The sequence below is a fragment of the Comamonas sp. Z1 genome, from assembly GCF_008121555.1.
Lineage (GTDB): Bacteria > Pseudomonadota > Gammaproteobacteria > Burkholderiales > Burkholderiaceae_C > Comamonas > Comamonas thiooxydans.
Window position 1 is genome coordinate 142609 of sequence record NZ_VOQT01000004.1, and the last position, 17805, is coordinate 160413.

Consider the following 17805-nt stretch of genomic DNA (forward strand, 5'->3'; position numbering starts at 1 on the left):
GGATCTGGGTTGACACGCGGTTGTCATCCAGTCTTTCTAGACTGGCGCGATGTCTTTGATCGAGCTGGAGAACGTCGCCAAATCCTGGGGTGACGCCACGGCCCTGCATGCCGTGAATCTGCGCATTGAACCAGGCTCGTTTTGCGTCCTGCTCGGCCCTTCGGGCTGCGGCAAATCCACCACCTTGCGCATGATTGCCGGGCTGGACATGCCCACCTCGGGGTCGGTGCGCATCGATGGTCGCGACGTTACCCATCTGCCGCCTGCGCAGCGCGGCATTGCCATGGTGTTTCAGAACTATGCGCTGTTCCCGCATCTGAGCGTGGCCGACAACATCCAGTTCGGTCTGCAGGTGCGCAAGGTCGGCAAGGCCGAGCGCGAGCAGCGTCTTGAGCAAACGGCCGAGCTGCTGGGACTGACGGCGCTGCTGGACCGTCGGCCAGCCCAGCTCTCGGGCGGTCAGCAGCAGCGCGTGGCACTGGGTCGTGCGCTGGTGGCGCAGGCCAGGGTCTGTCTGATGGACGAGCCGCTGTCCAATCTCGATGCCCAGCTGCGCCAGGAAATGCGCGCCGAGCTGCGCGAGCTGCAGCAGCGTCTGGGCCTCACGGTGGTCTATGTGACCCACGATCAGGCCGAGGCCATGAGCATGGCCGATCAGGTGGTGCTGCTCAACAAGGGCCGGGTGGAACAGGCGGCCGGGCCGCGCGAGATCTATGCCAAGCCCGCAACCACGTTTGCCGCGCGCTTTATCGGCACGCCCGCCATGAACATCGTGGCCCTGCAGGGCAACCGGATTGCAGGCAGCGATGTGGTCGTGGCCCCGGATCTGGTGGCTGGCAGCGCCTATCCGCAAGCGCTGGGCGTGCGGCCCGAGGTGATTGCCGTGGCAGGTGATGCCGGCGGCGGCAACGAGGGTCTGGGCAACGGCATTCCGGCCACCGTGCAGGGCTTTGAATATCTGGGTGCCGATCTGGTGCTGCGCTGCCTGGTGGGCAGCGAGCTGCTGACGGCGCGTGTGCCCGGCCATGCCCATGCAGCTCTGCGGCCTGGACAAGGCGTGATCCTGTACTGGCCGCAGCAGGCCGCGCATTGGTTCGATGCCCAGGGCGGGCGCATTCATGTTTGCGGGCAGGCGGTGGAATCCGCCCGCTCCTTGCTGGCCGCAGCCTGAGTCGCCAGCGTTTTCCATTGTCTGCAAATCCCGAGGAGAGATTCCCATGCGTCGTCAAACCTTTGTTCATGGCGTGATCGCCGCTGCCGCCGGCCTTGGCCTGGCGGGCACTGCTCTTGCGCAGTCCCCGCTGGAAGTGCCTTTCTATTACCCCGTGGCCGTGGGCGGCCCCATCACCAAGGTGGTAGACGGTTATGCGGCGGACTTCAACAAGGCGCATCCGCAATACAAGATCACGCCCATCTATGCGGGCACCTATCAGGAAACCATCGTCAAGGCGCTGACGGCGCACAAGGCCGGCAAGGCGCCTGCGACTTCGGTGCTGCTGTCCACCGATATGTTCACGCTGATGGACGAGGGCGCGATTGCGCCCATTGACGACTTCGTGAAAACCGATGCCGACAAGGCCTGGCTCAAGGGCTTTTATCCGGCCTTCATGGCCAACAGCCAGACCGGTGGCAAGACCTGGGGCGTGCCCTTTCAGCGCTCCACCGTGGTGATGTACTACAACAAGGAAGCTTTCAAGGAGGCCGGCCTGAACCCCGACAAGGCGCCCCAGAACTGGAAGGAACTCAAGGAGGCCGCCCACAAGCTGACCAAGAAGGACGCCAGCGGCAAGGTCGTGCAATACGGCATCCAGATTCCGTCCACAGGCTTTGGCTACTGGATGCTGCAGACCCTGACCACGCCCAATGATGTGCTGCTGGCCAACGAGTCCGGCACCCGCGTCATGCTCAACCACCCCAAGGTGGTGGAAGCGCTGAACTTCTGGGTCAGCCTGGTCAAGGACGGCGTGCACCCGGCAGGTGTGGTGGAGTGGGGCACGACGCCCAGGGACTTCATGGAAAAGAAGGCCGCCATCATCGTGACGACCACGGGCAATCTCACCAATATCCGCGCCAATGCCAAGTTCGACTTCGGCGTGGGCCAGATCGCCGGCAATGTCCGCAAGGGCTCGCCCACGGGCGGGGGCAATTTCTACATCTTCAAGAACGCGCCCAAGGAGCAGCAGCAGGCTGCGTTCGAGTTTGCCAAATGGGTGACCCAGCCCGAGCGTGCCGCCCAGTGGAGCATGGACAGCGGTTATGTGGCGGTCTCGCCCGCGGCTTACGAGACACCTGCGCTCAAGAAGTACGGCCAGGAATTTCCTCAGGCCCTGGTGGCGCGTGACCAGTTGCCCGTGTCGGTGGCCGAGTATTCCACCCATGAGAACCAGCGCGTGACCAAGGTGCTCAACGATGCGATTCAGGCGGCCCTGAACGGCACCAAGACCGCAGCCCAGGCCATGGACGACGCGCAGAAGGAATCCGACCGCATTCTGCGTCGCTACAAGTAATGAGCAGTCCGGCGCTTGAACCCGGCAAGGGTGCCATGTCTGCGCCCTTGTCATCCGGGGCCGCCCGCAGGCTGGCGCAGGCCGCAGCACGAAAGCAGGCCGTGCATGCCTGGCTGCTGCTCATGCCGGCGCTGGTGCTGCTGCTGGGCTTTACACATTGGCCGGCCTTGTCCACGTTGATCGACAGCCTGCATGCCACGGGTCGTGGCGGCCAGTCCGGAGAATGGGTGGGGCTGGAAAACTATGCGCTCATGGTCGACGACCCCGTGTTCTGGCAGGCCGTGCGCAACAACCTCTGGTTTGCTGCTGCCACCATTCCGCTGTCCATGGGGCTGGCCTTGCTGATGGCGCTGTGGGTCAACGAGAAGCTCGCGGGGCGGGCCTTGCTGCGCATGGCCTATTTCACGCCCACGGTGCTGCCCATGATTGCCGTGGCCAATATCTGGCTGTTCTTCTACACGCCCCAGTACGGGCTGCTGGAGCAACTGCGCGGCGCACTGGGCCTGGACGCGCACAACTGGCTGGGCGATCCTTCCACGGCCCTGGCCTGCATCACGCTGGTGGCCGTGTGGAAGGAGGCCGGCTTTTTCATGATCTTCTATCTGGCCGCGCTGCAGACGCTCAACCCCAGCCTCAAGGAGGCAGCGGTCATCGAAGGCGCATCGCGCTGGTATTTCCTGCGCCGCGTGCAGTGGCCGCTGCTCATGCCGACCACGCTGTTCATCCTGGTCAACGCCGTGATCAATGCTTTCCGGCTCGTGGACCATGTGTTCATCCTCACACGTGGCGGACCGGACAATGCCTCCACGCTGCTGCTCTATCACCTCTACGAAGTGGGCTTCAAGTTCTGGGATACCGGCTATGCCGCGGCCATCACCGTGGTGCTGGTCGTGGTGCTGGCTGCCGTGGCGCTGTTCCAGTTCTTCGTGCTGGACAAAAAGGTGCACTATCAATGACAGCTGCTTCATTTCTGCCAGGGCGCAGGAGCGCCCGGGCAATCCAGGGCGTGAGCTTTTATGGCGCTTCATGGCTGGACACCCTGGCTGCCTGGACGCTGGCCCTGCTGTGGCTGCTGCCGCTGGCCTATGCGGTCTGGACGGCGTTTCACCCCTCCGATGCGTCCACGCGCCTGGATCTGTCCGCGCCCTGGACGCTGCAGAACTTCCGCCATGCCTGGGAAGCCGCGCCGTTTGCGCGCTATTTTCTCAACACCATCTTGCTGGTGGCCATGATTTTGGCGGTGCAGCTGCTGCTGTCCACGCTGGCTGCATTTGCCTTTGCACGCTTGCGCTTTCGCGGCAGCAATGTAGCGTTTTCGCTGGTGCTGATACAGCTGATGATCATGCCGGACATTCTGCTGGTGGCGAACTATCAGACCATGTCCGGGCTGGGGGCGATCGATACTCTGGCGGGCATAGGTCTGCCGTATTTCGCCTCGGCCTTTGCCATCTTTTTGCTGCGCCAGACCTTTATGGGCATACCCCGCGAGCTGGACGAAGCCGCGCGCGTGGAAGGTGCCAGCACGCTGCAGATTCTCTGGCGTGTCTACGTACCGCTGGCCAGGCCGGTCTACACGGCGTTTGCGCTGGTTTCGGTGAGCTTTCACTGGAATAATTTTCTCTGGCCTCTGATCATCACCAACAGCGTGCAGTCGCGTCCGCTCACCGTGGGCCTGCAGGTTTTCTCCAGCGTGGAATCGGGCGTGGAATGGTCGACCATCTGCGCCGCCACACTGATGACTTCAGGGCCGCTGCTTATTGCATTCCTGCTGTTCCAGCGCCAGTTCGTGCAAAGCTTCATGCGTGCGGGCATCAAGTGACTGGGATACAGTCAAACCATTTGAGGAGTTGACGATGCCCGGTCCCGCTGCTGCTGGTGTGCTGATTTATGCCAAGGATTTCCAGAGTCTGGCAGGCTTCTATGAGCAGGTTCTGGGCATGCGGCGACTGCATGAAGATGCGCACGTCATCGTGCTGGAGTCCGCCGTGTTGCAACTGGTGATTCACGCCCTGCCGGCCGAGATTGCGGCGCGGGTCAAGATCGGCACGCCACCGCAGCGCCGCGCCGATGTGGCACTCAAGTTCTTTGTCACCGTGCCGGCGATTGCCGACGCCGAAAGCGCAGCACAGGCGCTGGGCGGACAAGTGTTTGACGAGCGTTGGCAAGGTCCTGGCTTTGCGGCCTGCAATGCCATGGACAAGGAAGGCAATGTGTTCCAGTTGCGCGAGAACTTGGCCTGATCAGCTGCTGTAAAAATAGTGGCTGCCGGGGCTTCAGCCACTTTCAATCTGGAAAGACGCGACAAGATGAATATCCTGACCTGGAATGTGCAATGGTGCTGCGGCATGGATGGACTGGTCAGTGTGGAACGCATCGTGCGTCACGCGCTGCAAATGGGCGAGCAGTCCGGCGGTCTGGATGTGCTGTGCCTGCAGGAAATCGCCGTCAACTACCCCGATCTGCAAGGAAGGCCCGGCGACCAGTTGGCCGAGCTGAAGGCGCTGTTGCCGGGCTGGCAGATTTTCTTTGGCGCATCGGTCGATGAATTCACGTCCAGTGGCCATCAGCGTTTTGGCAATCTGATTGCCACGCGGCTGCCGGTGCTGCTGGTTCAGCACTATCTGCTGCCCATGCCGGCCCAAGCCGATATGCGCTGCATGCAGCGCATGTGTTCCGTGGTCACGGTCGATGACGCGGCGCTGGGACCGGTACGCATCATGACCACGCATCTCGAATATTTCTCGGCGCGTCAGCGCATGGCGCAGGCCGGCGCACTGCGTGCCCTGCAGATGCAGGCCTGTGCGCTGGCCGATGCCCCGCCTCAGCCGGCCAGCGATGGCTCGCCCTATCAAACCAAGCCGCATACCCGCCATGCCGTGCTTTGTGGGGATTTCAACTTCGAGCCGCACGAGCCCGAATATGCCGTTCTGTCCGCACCTTGGGTTGCCGGCGAGGAAGGCTGTCTGCAGGCCGGGCAGTGGCGCAATAGCTGGGATGTGCTGTATCCCGGGCAACCGCAGCCTCCGACCTTCAGACTGGTGGATCGAACCTGGGGGGCAGAGCCTGGGGCATGCGACTTGATATGGGTCAGCGATAGCTTGTGTCAGAGAGTGCACACTTGGAGTGTTGACAGCGCCACACAGGCGTCTGATCACCAGCCTGTGATGTTGACGCTGGGCTGAGCTTGTTGCTAGGGTCAAAGCTGGATTCGAGAGACGAGTGGCTGCACAAGTCGCACTGTTGTGAAACCCTGAGAACGTAAACACGTTCTAAAAGAGAGGAGTCTTCATGCCTGTAGAAATTCCGTCCATGTCCATCATGTTGCACCGTAGCTGGTGGGTGCTGTTGTTGCGCGGCGCCGCAGCCATCATCTTCGGCGTGCTGACCTGGATGCAGCCTGCGGCGTCCGCCGCCGCGCTGGTGCTGGTGTTTGGCGCCTATGTGTTTGTCGACGGCTTGCTAGGCATCTACACCGCCATCAAGAGCCGTCAACAGTCGCGCCACTGGTGGGTGGTTTTGCTGTGGGGGCTGACGGGTGTGGTGGTGGGGGTGCTCACGGTCATCAACCCTGCGATTACGGCGCTGGTTCTGACCATCTATATCGGCGTCTGGGCCTTGATGACCGGTGTGCTGCAGATTGTCGCGGCGCTGCGTCTGCGCAAGGAAATTCAAGGCGAATGGGTGCTGGTGCTCGGGGGGCTGCTCTCGGTGCTGTTCGGCATCTTCGTGCTGATGCAACCCGGCGCGGGCATGATGGCCATGCTGTGGGTGCTGGCGACCTATGCCGTCATCTTTGGCGTGCTGATGGTGATACTGGCGTTCAAGATCAAGAAGTTCACGGCCTGAAGAAAAGGCGGTGGTTCCGGAAAAAAAGCGGCTCGCTGGAGCCGCTTTTTTATTGCCGCTTGCCTGAGCGGACAGTTTGCCATGCCATCTTTGGGACAATGCCTGCTGACTTCCAACAGCGCACAAAGACATGAAACAAGGCATGCAGCGGTATTTCCAGCCCCAGAGAATGAAGCCGTTCTGGCGAGCCGTTGGCATGACGGCCGCCTTGTGGCTGGGTCTTGCCGCCAGCAGCCAAGCCGTGCCCAGCTATGACGAGGTGCGCAGCGACCATCGCTCGTCGGAGACCCTTCTGCTTTCGCGCGAAGGCGAGGTGCTGCAGCGCTTGCGCACCGACAGCACGGTGCGCCGCGGTCCCTGGGTGGCATTGGCCGATGTTTCGCCGGCACTGCGCACGGCCCTGGTGCTCAGCGAGGACAAGCGTTTCTACGAGCACAGCGGCGTGGACTGGGCTGCCGTCACCGCAGCTGCATGGGGCAACCTCTGGAACACACGCACGCGCGGCGCGAGCACCATCACCATGCAGCTCGCCGGTCTGCTGGATGGAGACTGGCGTCAGGGACCGGGTGGGCGCAGCGTGGTGCAGAAGGTGGGGCAGGCCATGGCGGCCCAGGTGCTGGACAGGCGCTGGCGCAAGGACCAGATTCTCGAGGCCTATCTGAACTTGGTGCCGTTCCGCGGCGAGATCGTGGGTATCGCTGCGCTGTCGCAAAGCCTGTACGGCAAGGCAGCACACGGGCTGGACGCGCGCGAGGCCGCCATTGCCGCAGCCCTGGTGCGGGCACCCAATGCCTCGGTGGAGCGGGTGGCCCAGCGTGCCTGTGGCGTGCTGCAGGTGATGGTGCCCGATGATGTGGCGGCCAGGGATTGCTCGGCCATGCAGCTCTACACCTCCAGCGTGCTGCAGCGGCGTCAATGGCTGGCCAGCGAGGGCGTGGCCCCGCATTTCGCGCGGCGCTGGCTGGCGCTGCCTCAGAACAGGGGGCAGGAGCAGGTGCGATCAACCTTGAGCGCACCCTTGCAGCGCTTTGCCGTGGCCAGCCTGCAGCAGCATCTGCGCGAGTTGCAGGGCCGCAATGTGGAAGATGGTGCGACCGTGGTGCTGGACAACCGAACAGGCGAGATTCTGGCCTGGGTGGGCTCTTCGGGCACGCTGAGCCAGGCGTCCGAGGTCGATGGCGTCACTGCGCTGCGTCAGCCCGGCTCCACGCTCAAGCCGTTTCTCTACGCCCAGGCGATTGCCGAAAAGCGCATCACGGCCGCCTCGCTGATCGAGGATTCATCGGCCCATATTCCCACGCAGAACGGCCTCTATATTCCGCAGAATTACGACCGGCGCTTCAAGGGTTGGGTATCGGCGCGCACGGCGCTGGCTTCCTCGCTCAATGTGCCTGCGGTGCGCACGCTGGTCATGGTCACGCCCGACGCCTTCTTCGAGCAGCTCAAAAAACTGGGTCTGCCGCTGCGCGAAAGCGGAGGCTATTACGGCTTCAGCCTGGCGCTGGGCAGCAGCGAGGTCGCGCTGCTCAATCTGACCAATGCCTATCGGGCACTGGGCAATAGCGGTCAATATCGTCCCGTGAGCTGGGCCTTGCCTCAGACTGAAAGCCGCAAGGCCGGCGGCAAAACCGGCGACGACGCGGTGCAGGCACTGGATGCGCGGGCAGCTTTTATCGTGGGCGACATTCTCTCCGACAATATGGCGCGGGCCCCGACGTTCGGCACGGACAGCGTGCTGGCCACGCGCTTCTGGACGGCCGTGAAAACCGGCACCAGCAAGGATATGCGCGACAACTGGGCCGTGGGCTGGTCCGAGCGCTACACCGTGGGCGTCTGGGTGGGCAATGCGGGTGGCGAGGCCATGCATTCGGTCAGCGGCACCAGCGGCGCAGCGCCCATCTGGGCCGATATCATGGGCTTTTTGCATCGCAACCTGTCCAGCCGCGCGCCCAGGGCTCCGATAGGCGTGCTGCAGCAGCAAGTGCAGTTTGGCGCGCTGGCCAGTGGCGGAACGCCCATCGAAAGCGCCCGTGGCGAATGGTTTGTGGAAGGCACGCAGCAGTCGCTGTTTGCCATGGATCACGTGGCGGGCAGTGCAGAGCAGAAAAGCCTAGCCAGGCAAAAAGGCAGCAAGTCCGGCAGCGCTGCGGCTGCGGCCGCTGTGCGTATCTCGCGTCCGGCCAATGGCACCATTTTGGCGCTGGACCCCGATATTCCGCCCGATAGCCAGCGCGTGCAGCTGGTGGCGCGCCAGGCCGGCATGGCGGCCGAGCAGGACTGGCGCGACAGCAGCTTGCGCTGGCGGCTGGTGACCCGGCAATATGGAGCGCCCGCCACAGCAGACAAGAACGCCCAACCCGTGATGCGGGAAGTGCAGCGCGAGCTGGGGCGTGGCAGTCAGCTGGGCTGGCTGCCCTGGCCGGGGCGCCACAAGCTGGAGCTGCTTGATGCCTCCGGCAAGGTGCTGGACAGCATTGCGCTCGAGGTGCGTGGTGCCGGCGCACTGGTTGCGGGCCCCGAGGACATCAAGAAAAAAAGATAGACATGAAAAAACCGCTGGTTGGGGTCAGCGGTTTGCAGACGGGGCATGACCGCCGGACATGACTGTCCTCAAGCCAAGCCATCGGGAGGCAGCAGCGCCGTCTCTCAGAGGCGCTCAGCGCACCAGCAGATCGCCAGTGATCTCCGAGACCTTCTTGACGCTGGTCAACGTCATGGCCACCCGCATTTCCTTTTCGAGCAGGTTCAGCAGGTTGGTGACGCCGGCTTCGCCTTCCGCGGCCAGCGCGTAGACGAAGGCGCGGCCTATCATGGTGCAGTCTGCGCCCAGGGCCAGCAGGCGCACGATGTCCAGGCCGTTGCGCACGCCCGAGTCGGCCAGGATCTTGATCTGGCCCTTGACGGCATCGGCAATGGCCGGCAGGGCGCGTGCCGAGGAGAGCACGCCGTCGAGCTGGCGCCCGCCGTGGTTGGAGACGATGATGCCGTCGGCCCCGAAGCGCACCGCATCCCTGGCGTCCTCGGGATCGAGAATGCCTTTGATGAGCATGGGACCTTTCCAGAAGTCGCGGATCCACTCCAGGTCCGACCACGAGATCGAGGGGTCGAAGTTCGCGCCCAGGTAGCCCATATAGTCTTCAAGCGAGACGTTCTGGCCCTTGTAGGTGGAGATATTGCCCAGCGTGTGCGGGCGGCCCATCAGGCCCACGTCCACGGCCCAGTGCGGATGGGTCACGGCCTGCAGGTAGCGGCGCATGGCGGCGTTGGGGCCGCTCATGCCCGAATGCGCATCGCGGTAGCGGGCGCCAGGCACGGGCATGTCCACGGTGAAGACCAGGGTGGAGACGCCGGCAGCCTGGGCGCGCTCCAGCGCGTTCTTCATAAAGCCCCGGTCCTTGAGCACATAGAGCTGGAACCACATCGGGCGGCCCAGCCTGGGCGCGACTTCCTCGATGGGGCAGACCGAGACGCTGGACATGGTGAAGGGGATGCCCTTTTTATCAGCGGCCATGGCGGCCTGCACTTCGCCGCGGCGGGCGAACATTCCGGTCAGCCCCACGGGAGCCAGCGCCACGGGAATCGAGAACTTCTCGCCGAACAGCTCGATGCTGGTGTCCAGCTGGCTCATGTCCTTGAGCACGCGCTGGCGCAGGGCCACGTCGGCCAGGTCATCGACATTGCGGGCCAGCGTCTTCTCGGCATAGGCACCGCCGTCGAGGTAGTGGAACAGAAAGGGCGGCAGGCGCTTTTGCGCAGCCGCGCGGTAGTCGGTGGTGGAGGAAATGATCATGAAAAAATGGCGGAGGAAGAGGAGAAACGATCCAGCCGCTTGCGTCGGGCCGCTTCGGCATCCGACTCGGACAGCTTTTCGTGAACATAGGCCAGGTGCTGGCCGATGGCGCTTCTGGCCTGCTCCGGCTCGCCGTCGACAATGGCCTGCATGAGGTTGTGGTGCTGCGCAGTCAGATGCTCCAGCGTCGAAAGATCATCATGCACGAACATCAGGCGCCGGTTCTGGGCCACGGTACCCAGCACCAGCTCGAAGAGGCTGCCCATGAGCTGCACCAGCACGGCGTTGTGCGAAGCCTCGGCAATTGCCAGATGGAACTGTGCGTCGGAGCGGGCCGCGCTGGCGGCATCGCGCGCCTGCTGGTGGCGCAGCATGTCGTCAAAGCAGCGGCGGATGCGGTCCCTGTCCTTGTCGGTGGCACGCTGGGCCGCATACCAGGCGGTGCTGAGCTCCAGCGCCTGGCGTGCTTCCAGCACGTCGTAGCGATACTGGGGGTCGTCGCGCAGCAAGGACTCCAGCGGTGCGACGGCCTGCTCGTGCCACAGCGGAACGCGCGAGCCGACAAAAGTGCCGGCGCCCACGCGGCTTTCGAGCACGCCGCGGCTGGCCAGCTTCTGTATGGCCTCGCGCAGCGCCGTGCGCGAGACCCCCAGCTGCTCGGCCAGCGCCCGCTCGGTCGGCAGCTTGGCGCCGCTCTGGAGCTGGGTGCTCTGGATCAGCTCCAGCAACTGCTGGGCAACGCGGTCGGACAGGCGGATGGCGGGCATGGGGTCGGGCAGGAGTTTCAGGTGGTAGGAATCATCCACGGAAACACATAAGCCTGCAGCGTGCAGATGATGCCGATCAGCACCAGGAAGGCCAGGCTGTGCTTGACGGTGAAGCGAAACAGGTCCGATTCCTTGCCGGCCAGGCCCACGGCTGCGCAGGCAATGGCGATGGACTGGGGCGAGATCATCTTGCCGGTCACACCGCCGGTGGTGTTGGCCGTCACGGCCAGAACCTCGGGCAGCCCCAGCTGGGCGGCCGTCGTGGCCTGCAGAGCGCCGAACAGCGCATTGGCCGAGGTGTCCGAGCCTGTGAGGAATACGCCGACCCAGCCCAGGAAGGGCGAGAAGAACGCAAAGGCCTTGCCCGTATGGGCCAGCGCCATGGCCAGCGTGGTGGACAGGCCGGAGTAGTTGGCGATGAAGGCAAAGGCCAGCACCATGCCGATGGAGTAGATGGGCAGGGCCAGTTCCTTGAAGGTCTCGCCCAGGGTCTGGACTGCCACGGCTGGCTTGAGGCGCAGCAAAAGAATGGCGAGCACGGCGGCGATCAGGATCGCGGTTCCAGTGGCCGACAGCCAGTTGAAGGAATAGACCGCGCCATAGGGCGTGGGCGCGGCGACGACGGGAGCCATTTTCTGCACCAGATTGTGCAGCATGGGCACGGGAATGCTGAAGACCGTGCCGGACAGTGCACCGCCCGAGGCGAACAGCGCCTTGAAGGGCTTGAGGCTCCAGATGGTCACCATGGCCGTGAGGATGATGAAGGGCGACCAGGCCTTGATCACCATGCCGGTCGTCAGTTTGACAGGGGCTGTCGTCTGGATCTTTGCTGCGCCCGGCTCGGTGTCGAAGCGGAAGATGCGCTTGGGCTGCCAGAACTTGAGGAAAGTGGTCAGTGTCACCAGGGCGAAGATGGCCGAGGTGATGTCCGGCAGTTCGGGGCCGATGTAGTTGGCCGTCAGAAACTGTCCGAGTGCAAAGCTGCCGCCGCCGACCAGCACCGCAGGCCAGGTTTCCTTCACGCCGCGCCAGCCATCCATGATGGCCATGAGCCAGAACAGCACGATGATGGTCATGAACGGCAGCTGGCGGCCGGCCATCTGGCTGATGGCCATGACATCGACCCCCGAGACCTGACCGGCCACGATGACGGGAATGCCCATGGCGCCGAAGGCCACGGGGGCGGTATTGCCGATCAGGCACAGGCCGGCTGCATACAGAGGCCTGAAACCCAGGCCCACCAGCAGTGCTGCCGTGATGGCCACGGGGGCGCCGAAGCCGGCGGCTCCCTCAAGGAAGGCACCGAAGCAAAAGCCCACCAGGATCAGCTGCAGGCGCTGGTCTTCTGTGACCGAGAGAATCGACGAGCGGATGATGTCGAACTGTCCGGTCTTGACCGAGACCTTGTAGAGAAACACCGCCGCGACAATGATCCAGGCAATCGGCCACAGGCCATAGAAGAAGCCGTAGACGCCTGCTGCCAGCGCATTGGCCACGGGCATGCGATAGAAGAGCAGCGCCACGGCCAGGGACAGCGCCACCGTGATGGTGCCCGCCACATAGCCCTTGAGGCGCAGCTTGGTCAGAGCGAGAAAGAAAAAGATGATGGGTATCAGCGCCACCAGCGCCGACACCCACACATTGCCTGCGGGGTCGTAGTTCTGCGACCAGATTTCTTGCATTGCCTTGATCTCCTGGATTTATGCGGGGAGGGCAACCCTCCTGAGCGTCCAGAAGCTTCCCCGTCAATTCTTTAAACAACCGTGTCACCCTGTGCCGGACGCTGTCACGCAGTCTTGTTCGGCTTCGTTTGTTAAATTGGTATTACCAATATGTGGCGATTTCGGGTAAAGCGGATTATAGAAATGAGGTTTTGCTCATGAATTAGTGGTTTTCCCTTGTTTTGAATAATTGATTGGTAATACCAATTTGCGAATTGGTATTACGCTGATTACCTGCAAACGGCGCAAAAAAGCCGCAGGCTCGAAGGCGCTGCGGCTGCTGGAATGCCCATCTGGTGGGTTGAGAAAAGGGACATGCGCGGCGGAAAACCGCCGCGGCCCAGGCCAGAGATACCGAGCAAGGGCCTGTGTGGCTCTTTGAGGTGTCCCGTCAGGGCAAGCCGCAAAGCGGCTCGGGGGCTTAGTTCACCATCAGCTTGAACGGCCAGACATAGGCCTGCATGGTGACGAACAGACCCATCAGGCAGGCCAGGGCGATGGAGTGGAAGAATACGTAGCGCAGGATGTCGCCTTCGCGGTTGAACCAGCGTGTGGCGGTCGAAGCCACGACGATGGATTGCGCATCGATCATCTTGCCCATCACGCCGCCCGAGCTGTTGGCGGCGCCCATGAGGTTGGGGGACAGGCCCAGTTGGTCGGCGGCGACCTTCTGCATGCCGCCGAACAGCACGTTGGACGCCGTGTCCGAGCCTGTGAGCGCCACGCCCAGCCAGCCCATCAGCGTGCCGAAGAAGGGGTAGAGCACACCTGTGTTGGCAAAGGCCAGGCCCAGGGTGGTGTCGGTGCCCGAATAGCGTGTCAGCGTGCCCAGGGCCAGCATCAGCACGATGGTCAGCAGCGAGTAGCGCACCAGCCAGGTGGTCTTGAAGAAGGTGCGCACTATGGTCACCGGGTTGTACTTCATGACGAAGGCACTGACGATGGCCGAGAACAGAATGGCTGTTCCGGTGGCAGACAGCAGGTTCAGCGTGTAGACAGCACCTTCCTTGGTCGGCTGGGGCACCACGGGCGGCATTTTCTCGATCAGATTGTGCAGGCCCGTCATGGGGAAGGCGGGGGCAAACAGGCTGTTGAGCCAGGCCTTGACCGGCGGCAGGCCCCAGATGAAGACAAACACCGAGAGAATGATCCAGGGTGTCCAGGCGGCGATCAGCGCGCTCTTGCTGTGCTTGGCCACGGGCTGTGGCGGCTTGACTTCGGAGGCGCTGATATCCTTGCCGCGCAGCGAGGCCGAGGTCCAGATCTTCTTTGGCTGCCAGACGCGCAGGAACAGGATCAGGCTGGCCATGGAAACGATGGCCGCGATGATGTCCACGAGTTCGGGGCCGATGAAGTTGGAGACCAGATACTGGGGAATGGCAAACGACAGGCCGGTGACCAGAATCGCGGGCCAGATCTCCATCATGCCCTTGCGACCGGCAAAGGCCCAGATCAGCCAGAACGGCACCAGCACCGAGAAGAAAGGCAGTTGGCGGCCGATCATGGCGGTCACTTCCATCAGATCGTAGCCATGGACCTTGGCCAGCGTGATGACGGGCGTGCCCAGGGCGCCAAAGGCCACGGGTGCGGTATTGGCGATCAGCGACAGACCGGATGCCGCCAGTGGAGAAAAGCCCAGGCCGATCAGGATGGCTGCCGTCACGGCCACGGGTGTCCCGAAGCCGGCAGCGCCCTCGAAAAAGGCACCGAAGGAAAAGGCAATCAGCAGCAACTGGATGCGGCGGTCTTCGGTGATCCCGGAAAGTGAATCCTGCAGCACCTTGAAGCTGCCGTTCTGCTCGGTCAGCTGATGCAGGAAGATGATGTTCAGCACAATCCAGCCAATGGGCAGCAGGCCGGTGAAGCCGCCGAACAAGGCTGCGCGCCCCGCCATTTCGCCGGGCATGTTGTAGACAAAGACTGCAATCAGCAGCGCTGCAATCAGGCCTGCTCCTGCGGCCAGGTGGGCCTTCATGTGCAGAAAACCAAGGCCCACCAGCATCACCACGACCGGAATGGCCGCCAGCAATGTGGATAGCCACATATTCGATAGAGGGTCATAGACCTGTTGCCAAACCATCTCTGTTGTCTCCTGTTTGTTGTGGTGACAAGGATGGTGGATGTGCGAATAGGCTTGCATACCTAGCATTAGCCCTTGATTTTCCCTCGCTGAAGAAAATTTCAAAACCGGCATAAATCACTTCAAACCATAGTGAACTGCCGATGACGGCGATGAGGGCTACCATCGGGTTCAACTCCAATTACAAGGCTAGAAGTCGTGAGCGATCTTTCCAAAATCACCTGTATCGAAGACCTGCGTGTGGTGGCCAAGCGTCGTGTGCCGCGCATGTTCTATGACTACGCCGATTCGGGCTCTTACACCCAGGGCACGTATCGGGCCAACGAAGACGAGTTCCAGTCAATCAAGCTGCGTCAGCGTGTGGCCGTGAACATGGAAGGGCGCAGCACGCGCACCACCATGATCGGCGAGGAGGTCGCCATGCCGGTGGCGATTGCGCCCACGGGCCTGACCGGCATGCAGCATGCCGATGGCGAGATTCTTGGAGCCAAGGCCGCCAAGGCCTTTGGCGTGCCGTTCACGCTGTCCACCATGAGCATCTGCTCGCTGGAGGACATAGCCGAGCACACCGATCGCCATCCGTTCTGGTTCCAGCTCTATGTGATGCGCGACAAGGCCTTCATGGAGCGCCTGATCAATCGCGCCAAGGCAGCCAACTGCTCGGCGCTGGTGGTGACGCTGGACCTGCAGATCCTGGGTCAGCGCCACAAGGACATCAAGAACGGCCTGTCCACCCCGCCCAAGCCCACGCTGGCAAACCTCATCAATCTCGCGACCAAGCCGCACTGGTGCCTTGGAATGCTGGGTACCAAGCGCCGCAGCTTCGGCAATATCGTCGGCCATGTGGATGGTGTGGGCGATGTGTCCTCGCTGTCGTCCTGGACGGCAGATCAGTTCGATCCGTCACTGAACTGGAGCGATGTGGAATGGATCAAGAAGCTCTGGGGCGGCAAGATCATTCTCAAGGGCGTGATGGATGCCGAAGATGCGCGTCTGGCTGCACAAAGCGGTGCAGACGCGCTGGTGGTCAGCAACCATGGCGGCCGTCAGCTCGATGGTGCGCCTTCTTCGATTGCAGCCTTGCCATCGATTGCAGAGGCTGCGGGCAAGGATATCGAAGTCTGGATGGATGGCGGCATTCGCAGCGGTCAGGACGTGCTCAAGGCTCGCGCACTGGGTGCGCAAGGCACGATGATAGGTCGCAGCTTCCTCTACGGTCTGGGCGCTTATGGCCAGGCCGGCGTGAGCAAGGCGCTGCAGATCATCCACAAGGAACTGGACACCACCATGGCCTTCTGCGGGCACACCAATATCAACCAGGTCGGCAAAGAAATTCTGTTGCCCGGCACTTACCCGAAACCTTTCGAGCAGAGCTGATTGTTCTGCGGCATGAAAAAAGGTCAGTCCTTTGCAGGGCTGACCTTTTTGATTTCCGCCGGTGTGTCGTGGCGTTCAGGGCTGCTCGAAACGCTTGCGCATGGCAAAGCCATAGCCCAGTCCCAGCAAGGCTGCCATGGCCGAGCCGGCCAGAATGCCCAGCTTGGCCGCGCCCAGCAGGGAAGCATCCGTAAAGGCCAGGCCGCCGACAAAGATGGACATGGTAAAGCCTATGCCGGCCAGCAGACCCACCAGCAGCACGCCGCGCCAGTTCAGGCCCTCGGGCAGGCTGCACAGCCCGCTCTTGACAGCCAGCCAGGTGCAGATGAAGACCCCCAGGGGCTTGCCCAGCACCAGGGCCACCAGCACGGCCATGGCCGTGGTCTGCGGTGCGGCAGCGCTCAGGTCTATGCCCGAGAACTGCACGCCGGCATTGGCCAGCGCAAAGATGGGCATGATGCAAAAAGCCACCCATGGATGAAGAATCATGGGCAGGCGCAGAGCAGGCGGCAGCAGGTCGCGCTGTGCGAGCTGGGCAATGCGCAACTCCTGCAGCAGGTGCTGCGGATCGGGGCGGCCGCTCAGCATCTGCTCACCGGCCTTGCGCATGGCCGTCTGTGCCGTGATCAGCAGCGGCATGGAGGCGGGACGTACAAACACAGGCGTCATCAGACCAAGCACCACACCTGCCAGAGTGGGATGAGCGCCGGTCTTGAGCAGACCGAACCAGAGAATGGCTCCGGGCAGCACATACAGAGGAGCGGCGGCAATGCCCATGCGGTTGAACAGCAGCACCAGCAGCACGCCGGCTGCGGCCACCACAAAGCCCATGGCCTGCAGCCCGCCCGAGTAGAAGAAGGCGATGATGAGCACGGCCACGATGTCGTCGATGATGGCCAGGGCCAGCAGGAAGATGCGCAGCGCTCCCGGAATATTGCGGCCCAGCAAGGCCAGCACGCCCACGGCAAACGCGATGTCGGTCGCCGTCGGAATTGCCCAGCCGTTGAGCAGCGTCCTGTCGTTGCCCGCCAGGGCCACGTAGATGAGCGCGGGCACGGCCACGCCGCCGATGGCAGCGATCAGCGGCAGACTGGCCTGGCGCAGGCTGGCCAGCGCGCCGTTGTGCAGCTCGCGACGGATTTCCATGCCCACGACCAGGAAGAACACCGTCATCAGCACATCGTTGACGATGAAATGCAGATCGGTGCTGAAGCTCCACGGGCCCAGCGTCAGCGCGACGGGGGCATGCCATAGTGCAAAGTAGCTTGGCGCCGCAGCGGAGTTGGCCCAGATCAGGGCGACGGCAGCGGCCAGCATGAGCACCATGCCGGCAAAGGATTCGATATGCAGCAGGTGCGAGATTTGTGCCTGCACGCGCTCGGTCGCGGATTGCAGCGCGGGAACACGGGGTGAATTTTGGGATGCAAAAGGCGCAGGGGCCTGCACAAGTGTTTGTGGGTCCATGTGTGGGTAGGTGTCTGAAGTCGTACGCTGAAGGCGTGCGGCACCTGAGGCAATTCCTGCTGGTGCCGTCTGCACTGCAAACGACTGGCGCGCTGGCGGCCCGACCTGCGCATGAACATTCACCTGCCATCGCCACCTTGTGTGACGGGCACCCAGCTGAAATTGTAGCTAAAGACGCAGAAATGGTCTGGATTTGAGGTTATTTTGCCGGGGTGGAGGCTTCGTCACCAGAACGGAAGCCGTTCGCGCTTCA

The 17805-nt window shown here is 62.7% G+C and carries 15 protein-coding genes; 9 read left to right on the forward strand and 6 right to left on the reverse strand.

The window, feature by feature from the left end; translation table 11 throughout:
* The first annotated feature begins 49 nt into the window (after positions 1–49).
* The 8 genes from FSY45_RS09540 to pbpC all read left to right on the forward strand — a co-directional run bounded on the left by FSY45_RS09540 (position 50) and on the right by pbpC (position 8895).
* On the forward strand, positions 50–1171 hold the full coding sequence (locus FSY45_RS09540; RefSeq protein WP_046460326.1) for an ABC transporter ATP-binding protein: 1122 nt from the start codon (positions 50–52) through the stop codon (positions 1169–1171).
* Between the two features lie 46 nt (positions 1172–1217).
* Positions 1218–2507, forward strand: coding sequence for an ABC transporter substrate-binding protein (locus FSY45_RS09545; RefSeq protein ID WP_046460327.1), 1290 nt, complete (start codon positions 1218–1220; stop codon positions 2505–2507).
* 35 nt (positions 2508–2542) lie between these two features.
* Entirely contained in the window at positions 2543–3463 is a 921-nt protein-coding gene (locus FSY45_RS09550) for a carbohydrate ABC transporter permease (RefSeq protein WP_046460342.1), read from the forward strand.
* Positions 3460–4326 (forward strand): carbohydrate ABC transporter permease, encoded by an 867-nt coding sequence (locus tag FSY45_RS09555; RefSeq protein WP_046460328.1) that lies wholly within the window; start codon positions 3460–3462, stop codon positions 4324–4326. The genes FSY45_RS09550 and FSY45_RS09555 overlap by 4 nt, the downstream gene beginning before the upstream one ends.
* A 34-nt stretch (positions 4327–4360) precedes the next feature.
* Positions 4361–4747: a VOC family protein gene (locus FSY45_RS09560; protein WP_003067760.1), complete on the forward strand. Its 387-nt coding sequence runs from the start codon at positions 4361–4363 to the stop codon at positions 4745–4747.
* Positions 4748–4813: 66 nt separating this feature from the next.
* Entirely contained in the window at positions 4814–5689 is an 876-nt protein-coding gene (locus tag FSY45_RS09565; RefSeq protein ID WP_003067758.1) for an endonuclease/exonuclease/phosphatase family protein, read from the forward strand.
* 106 nt (positions 5690–5795) lie between these two features.
* Positions 5796–6353, forward strand: coding sequence for an HdeD family acid-resistance protein (locus tag FSY45_RS09570; protein ID WP_012837236.1), 558 nt, complete (start codon positions 5796–5798; stop codon positions 6351–6353).
* Between the two features lie 169 nt (positions 6354–6522).
* Positions 6523–8895: a penicillin-binding protein 1C gene (gene pbpC, locus FSY45_RS09575; protein WP_046460329.1), complete on the forward strand. Its 2373-nt coding sequence runs from the start codon at positions 6523–6525 to the stop codon at positions 8893–8895.
* Positions 8896–9009: 114 nt separating this feature from the next.
* Here the strand turns inward: pbpC and lldD are convergent, their stop codons facing one another.
* The 5 genes from lldD to FSY45_RS09600 all read right to left on the reverse strand — a co-directional run bounded on the left by lldD (position 9010) and on the right by FSY45_RS09600 (position 14877).
* Positions 9010–10143, reverse strand: a complete 1134-nt coding sequence (gene lldD / locus FSY45_RS09580; protein WP_046460330.1) for an FMN-dependent L-lactate dehydrogenase LldD — start codon at positions 10141–10143, stop codon at positions 9010–9012.
* A complete protein-coding gene (lldR, locus tag FSY45_RS09585) occupies positions 10140–10910 on the reverse strand; it encodes a transcriptional regulator LldR (RefSeq protein ID WP_003067750.1) in 771 nt (256 codons plus the stop codon). The genes lldD and lldR overlap by 4 nt, the downstream gene beginning before the upstream one ends.
* A gap of 17 nt (positions 10911–10927) precedes the next feature.
* A complete protein-coding gene (lldP, locus tag FSY45_RS09590; RefSeq protein WP_046460331.1) occupies positions 10928–12592 on the reverse strand; it encodes an L-lactate permease in 1665 nt (554 codons plus the stop codon).
* 460 nt (positions 12593–13052) lie between these two features.
* Complete coding sequence (locus FSY45_RS09595) at positions 13053–14711, reverse strand: L-lactate permease (protein ID WP_003067746.1); 1659 nt, start codon at positions 14709–14711, stop codon at positions 13053–13055.
* Positions 14689–14877 carry a hypothetical protein gene (locus FSY45_RS09600; RefSeq protein WP_148748056.1) on the reverse strand — a complete coding sequence of 63 codons (189 nt, stop codon included), beginning with the start codon at positions 14875–14877 and terminating at the stop codon, positions 14689–14691. The genes FSY45_RS09595 and FSY45_RS09600 overlap by 23 nt, the downstream gene beginning before the upstream one ends.
* A gap of 32 nt (positions 14878–14909) precedes the next feature.
* Here FSY45_RS09600 and FSY45_RS09605 point away from each other — a divergent pair, with 32 nt between their 5' ends.
* Positions 14910–16088 (forward strand): alpha-hydroxy acid oxidase, encoded by a 1179-nt coding sequence (locus FSY45_RS09605; protein WP_003067744.1) that lies wholly within the window; start codon positions 14910–14912, stop codon positions 16086–16088.
* Positions 16089–16163: 75 nt separating this feature from the next.
* On the opposite strand, the gene nhaA is transcribed toward FSY45_RS09605, so the two are convergent.
* A complete protein-coding gene (nhaA, locus tag FSY45_RS09610) occupies positions 16164–17552 on the reverse strand; it encodes a Na+/H+ antiporter NhaA (protein WP_046460332.1) in 1389 nt (462 codons plus the stop codon).
* Between the last annotated feature and the right edge of the window lie 253 nt (positions 17553–17805).

Bases quoted from the DNA above. Each gene is read 5' to 3' on its own strand.
- FSY45_RS09540 (WP_046460326.1), top strand. From the start codon at position 50: ATGTCTTTGATCGAGCTGGAGAACGTCGCCAAATCCTGGGGTGACGCC.
- FSY45_RS09545 (WP_046460327.1), top strand. From the start codon at position 1,218: ATGCGTCGTCAAACCTTTGTTCATGGCGTGATCGCCGCTGCCGCCGGC.
- FSY45_RS09550 (WP_046460342.1), top strand. From the start codon at position 2,543: ATGTCTGCGCCCTTGTCATCCGGGGCCGCCCGCAGGCTGGCGCAGGCC.
- FSY45_RS09555 (WP_046460328.1), top strand. From the start codon at position 3,460: ATGACAGCTGCTTCATTTCTGCCAGGGCGCAGGAGCGCCCGGGCAATC.
- FSY45_RS09560 (WP_003067760.1), top strand. From the start codon at position 4,361: ATGCCCGGTCCCGCTGCTGCTGGTGTGCTGATTTATGCCAAGGATTTC.
- FSY45_RS09565 (WP_003067758.1), top strand. From the start codon at position 4,814: ATGAATATCCTGACCTGGAATGTGCAATGGTGCTGCGGCATGGATGGA.
- FSY45_RS09570 (WP_012837236.1), top strand. From the start codon at position 5,796: ATGCCTGTAGAAATTCCGTCCATGTCCATCATGTTGCACCGTAGCTGG.
- pbpC (WP_046460329.1), top strand. From the start codon at position 6,523: ATGAAGCCGTTCTGGCGAGCCGTTGGCATGACGGCCGCCTTGTGGCTG.
- lldD (WP_046460330.1), bottom strand. From the start codon at position 10,143: ATGATCATTTCCTCCACCACCGACTACCGCGCGGCTGCGCAAAAGCGC.
- lldR (WP_003067750.1), bottom strand. From the start codon at position 10,910: ATGCCCGCCATCCGCCTGTCCGACCGCGTTGCCCAGCAGTTGCTGGAG.
- lldP (WP_046460331.1), bottom strand. From the start codon at position 12,592: ATGCAAGAAATCTGGTCGCAGAACTACGACCCCGCAGGCAATGTGTGG.
- FSY45_RS09595 (WP_003067746.1), bottom strand. From the start codon at position 14,711: ATGGTTTGGCAACAGGTCTATGACCCTCTATCGAATATGTGGCTATCC.
- FSY45_RS09600 (WP_148748056.1), bottom strand. From the start codon at position 14,877: ATGGTAGCCCTCATCGCCGTCATCGGCAGTTCACTATGGTTTGAAGTG.
- nhaA (WP_046460332.1), bottom strand. From the start codon at position 17,552: ATGGACCCACAAACACTTGTGCAGGCCCCTGCGCCTTTTGCATCCCAA.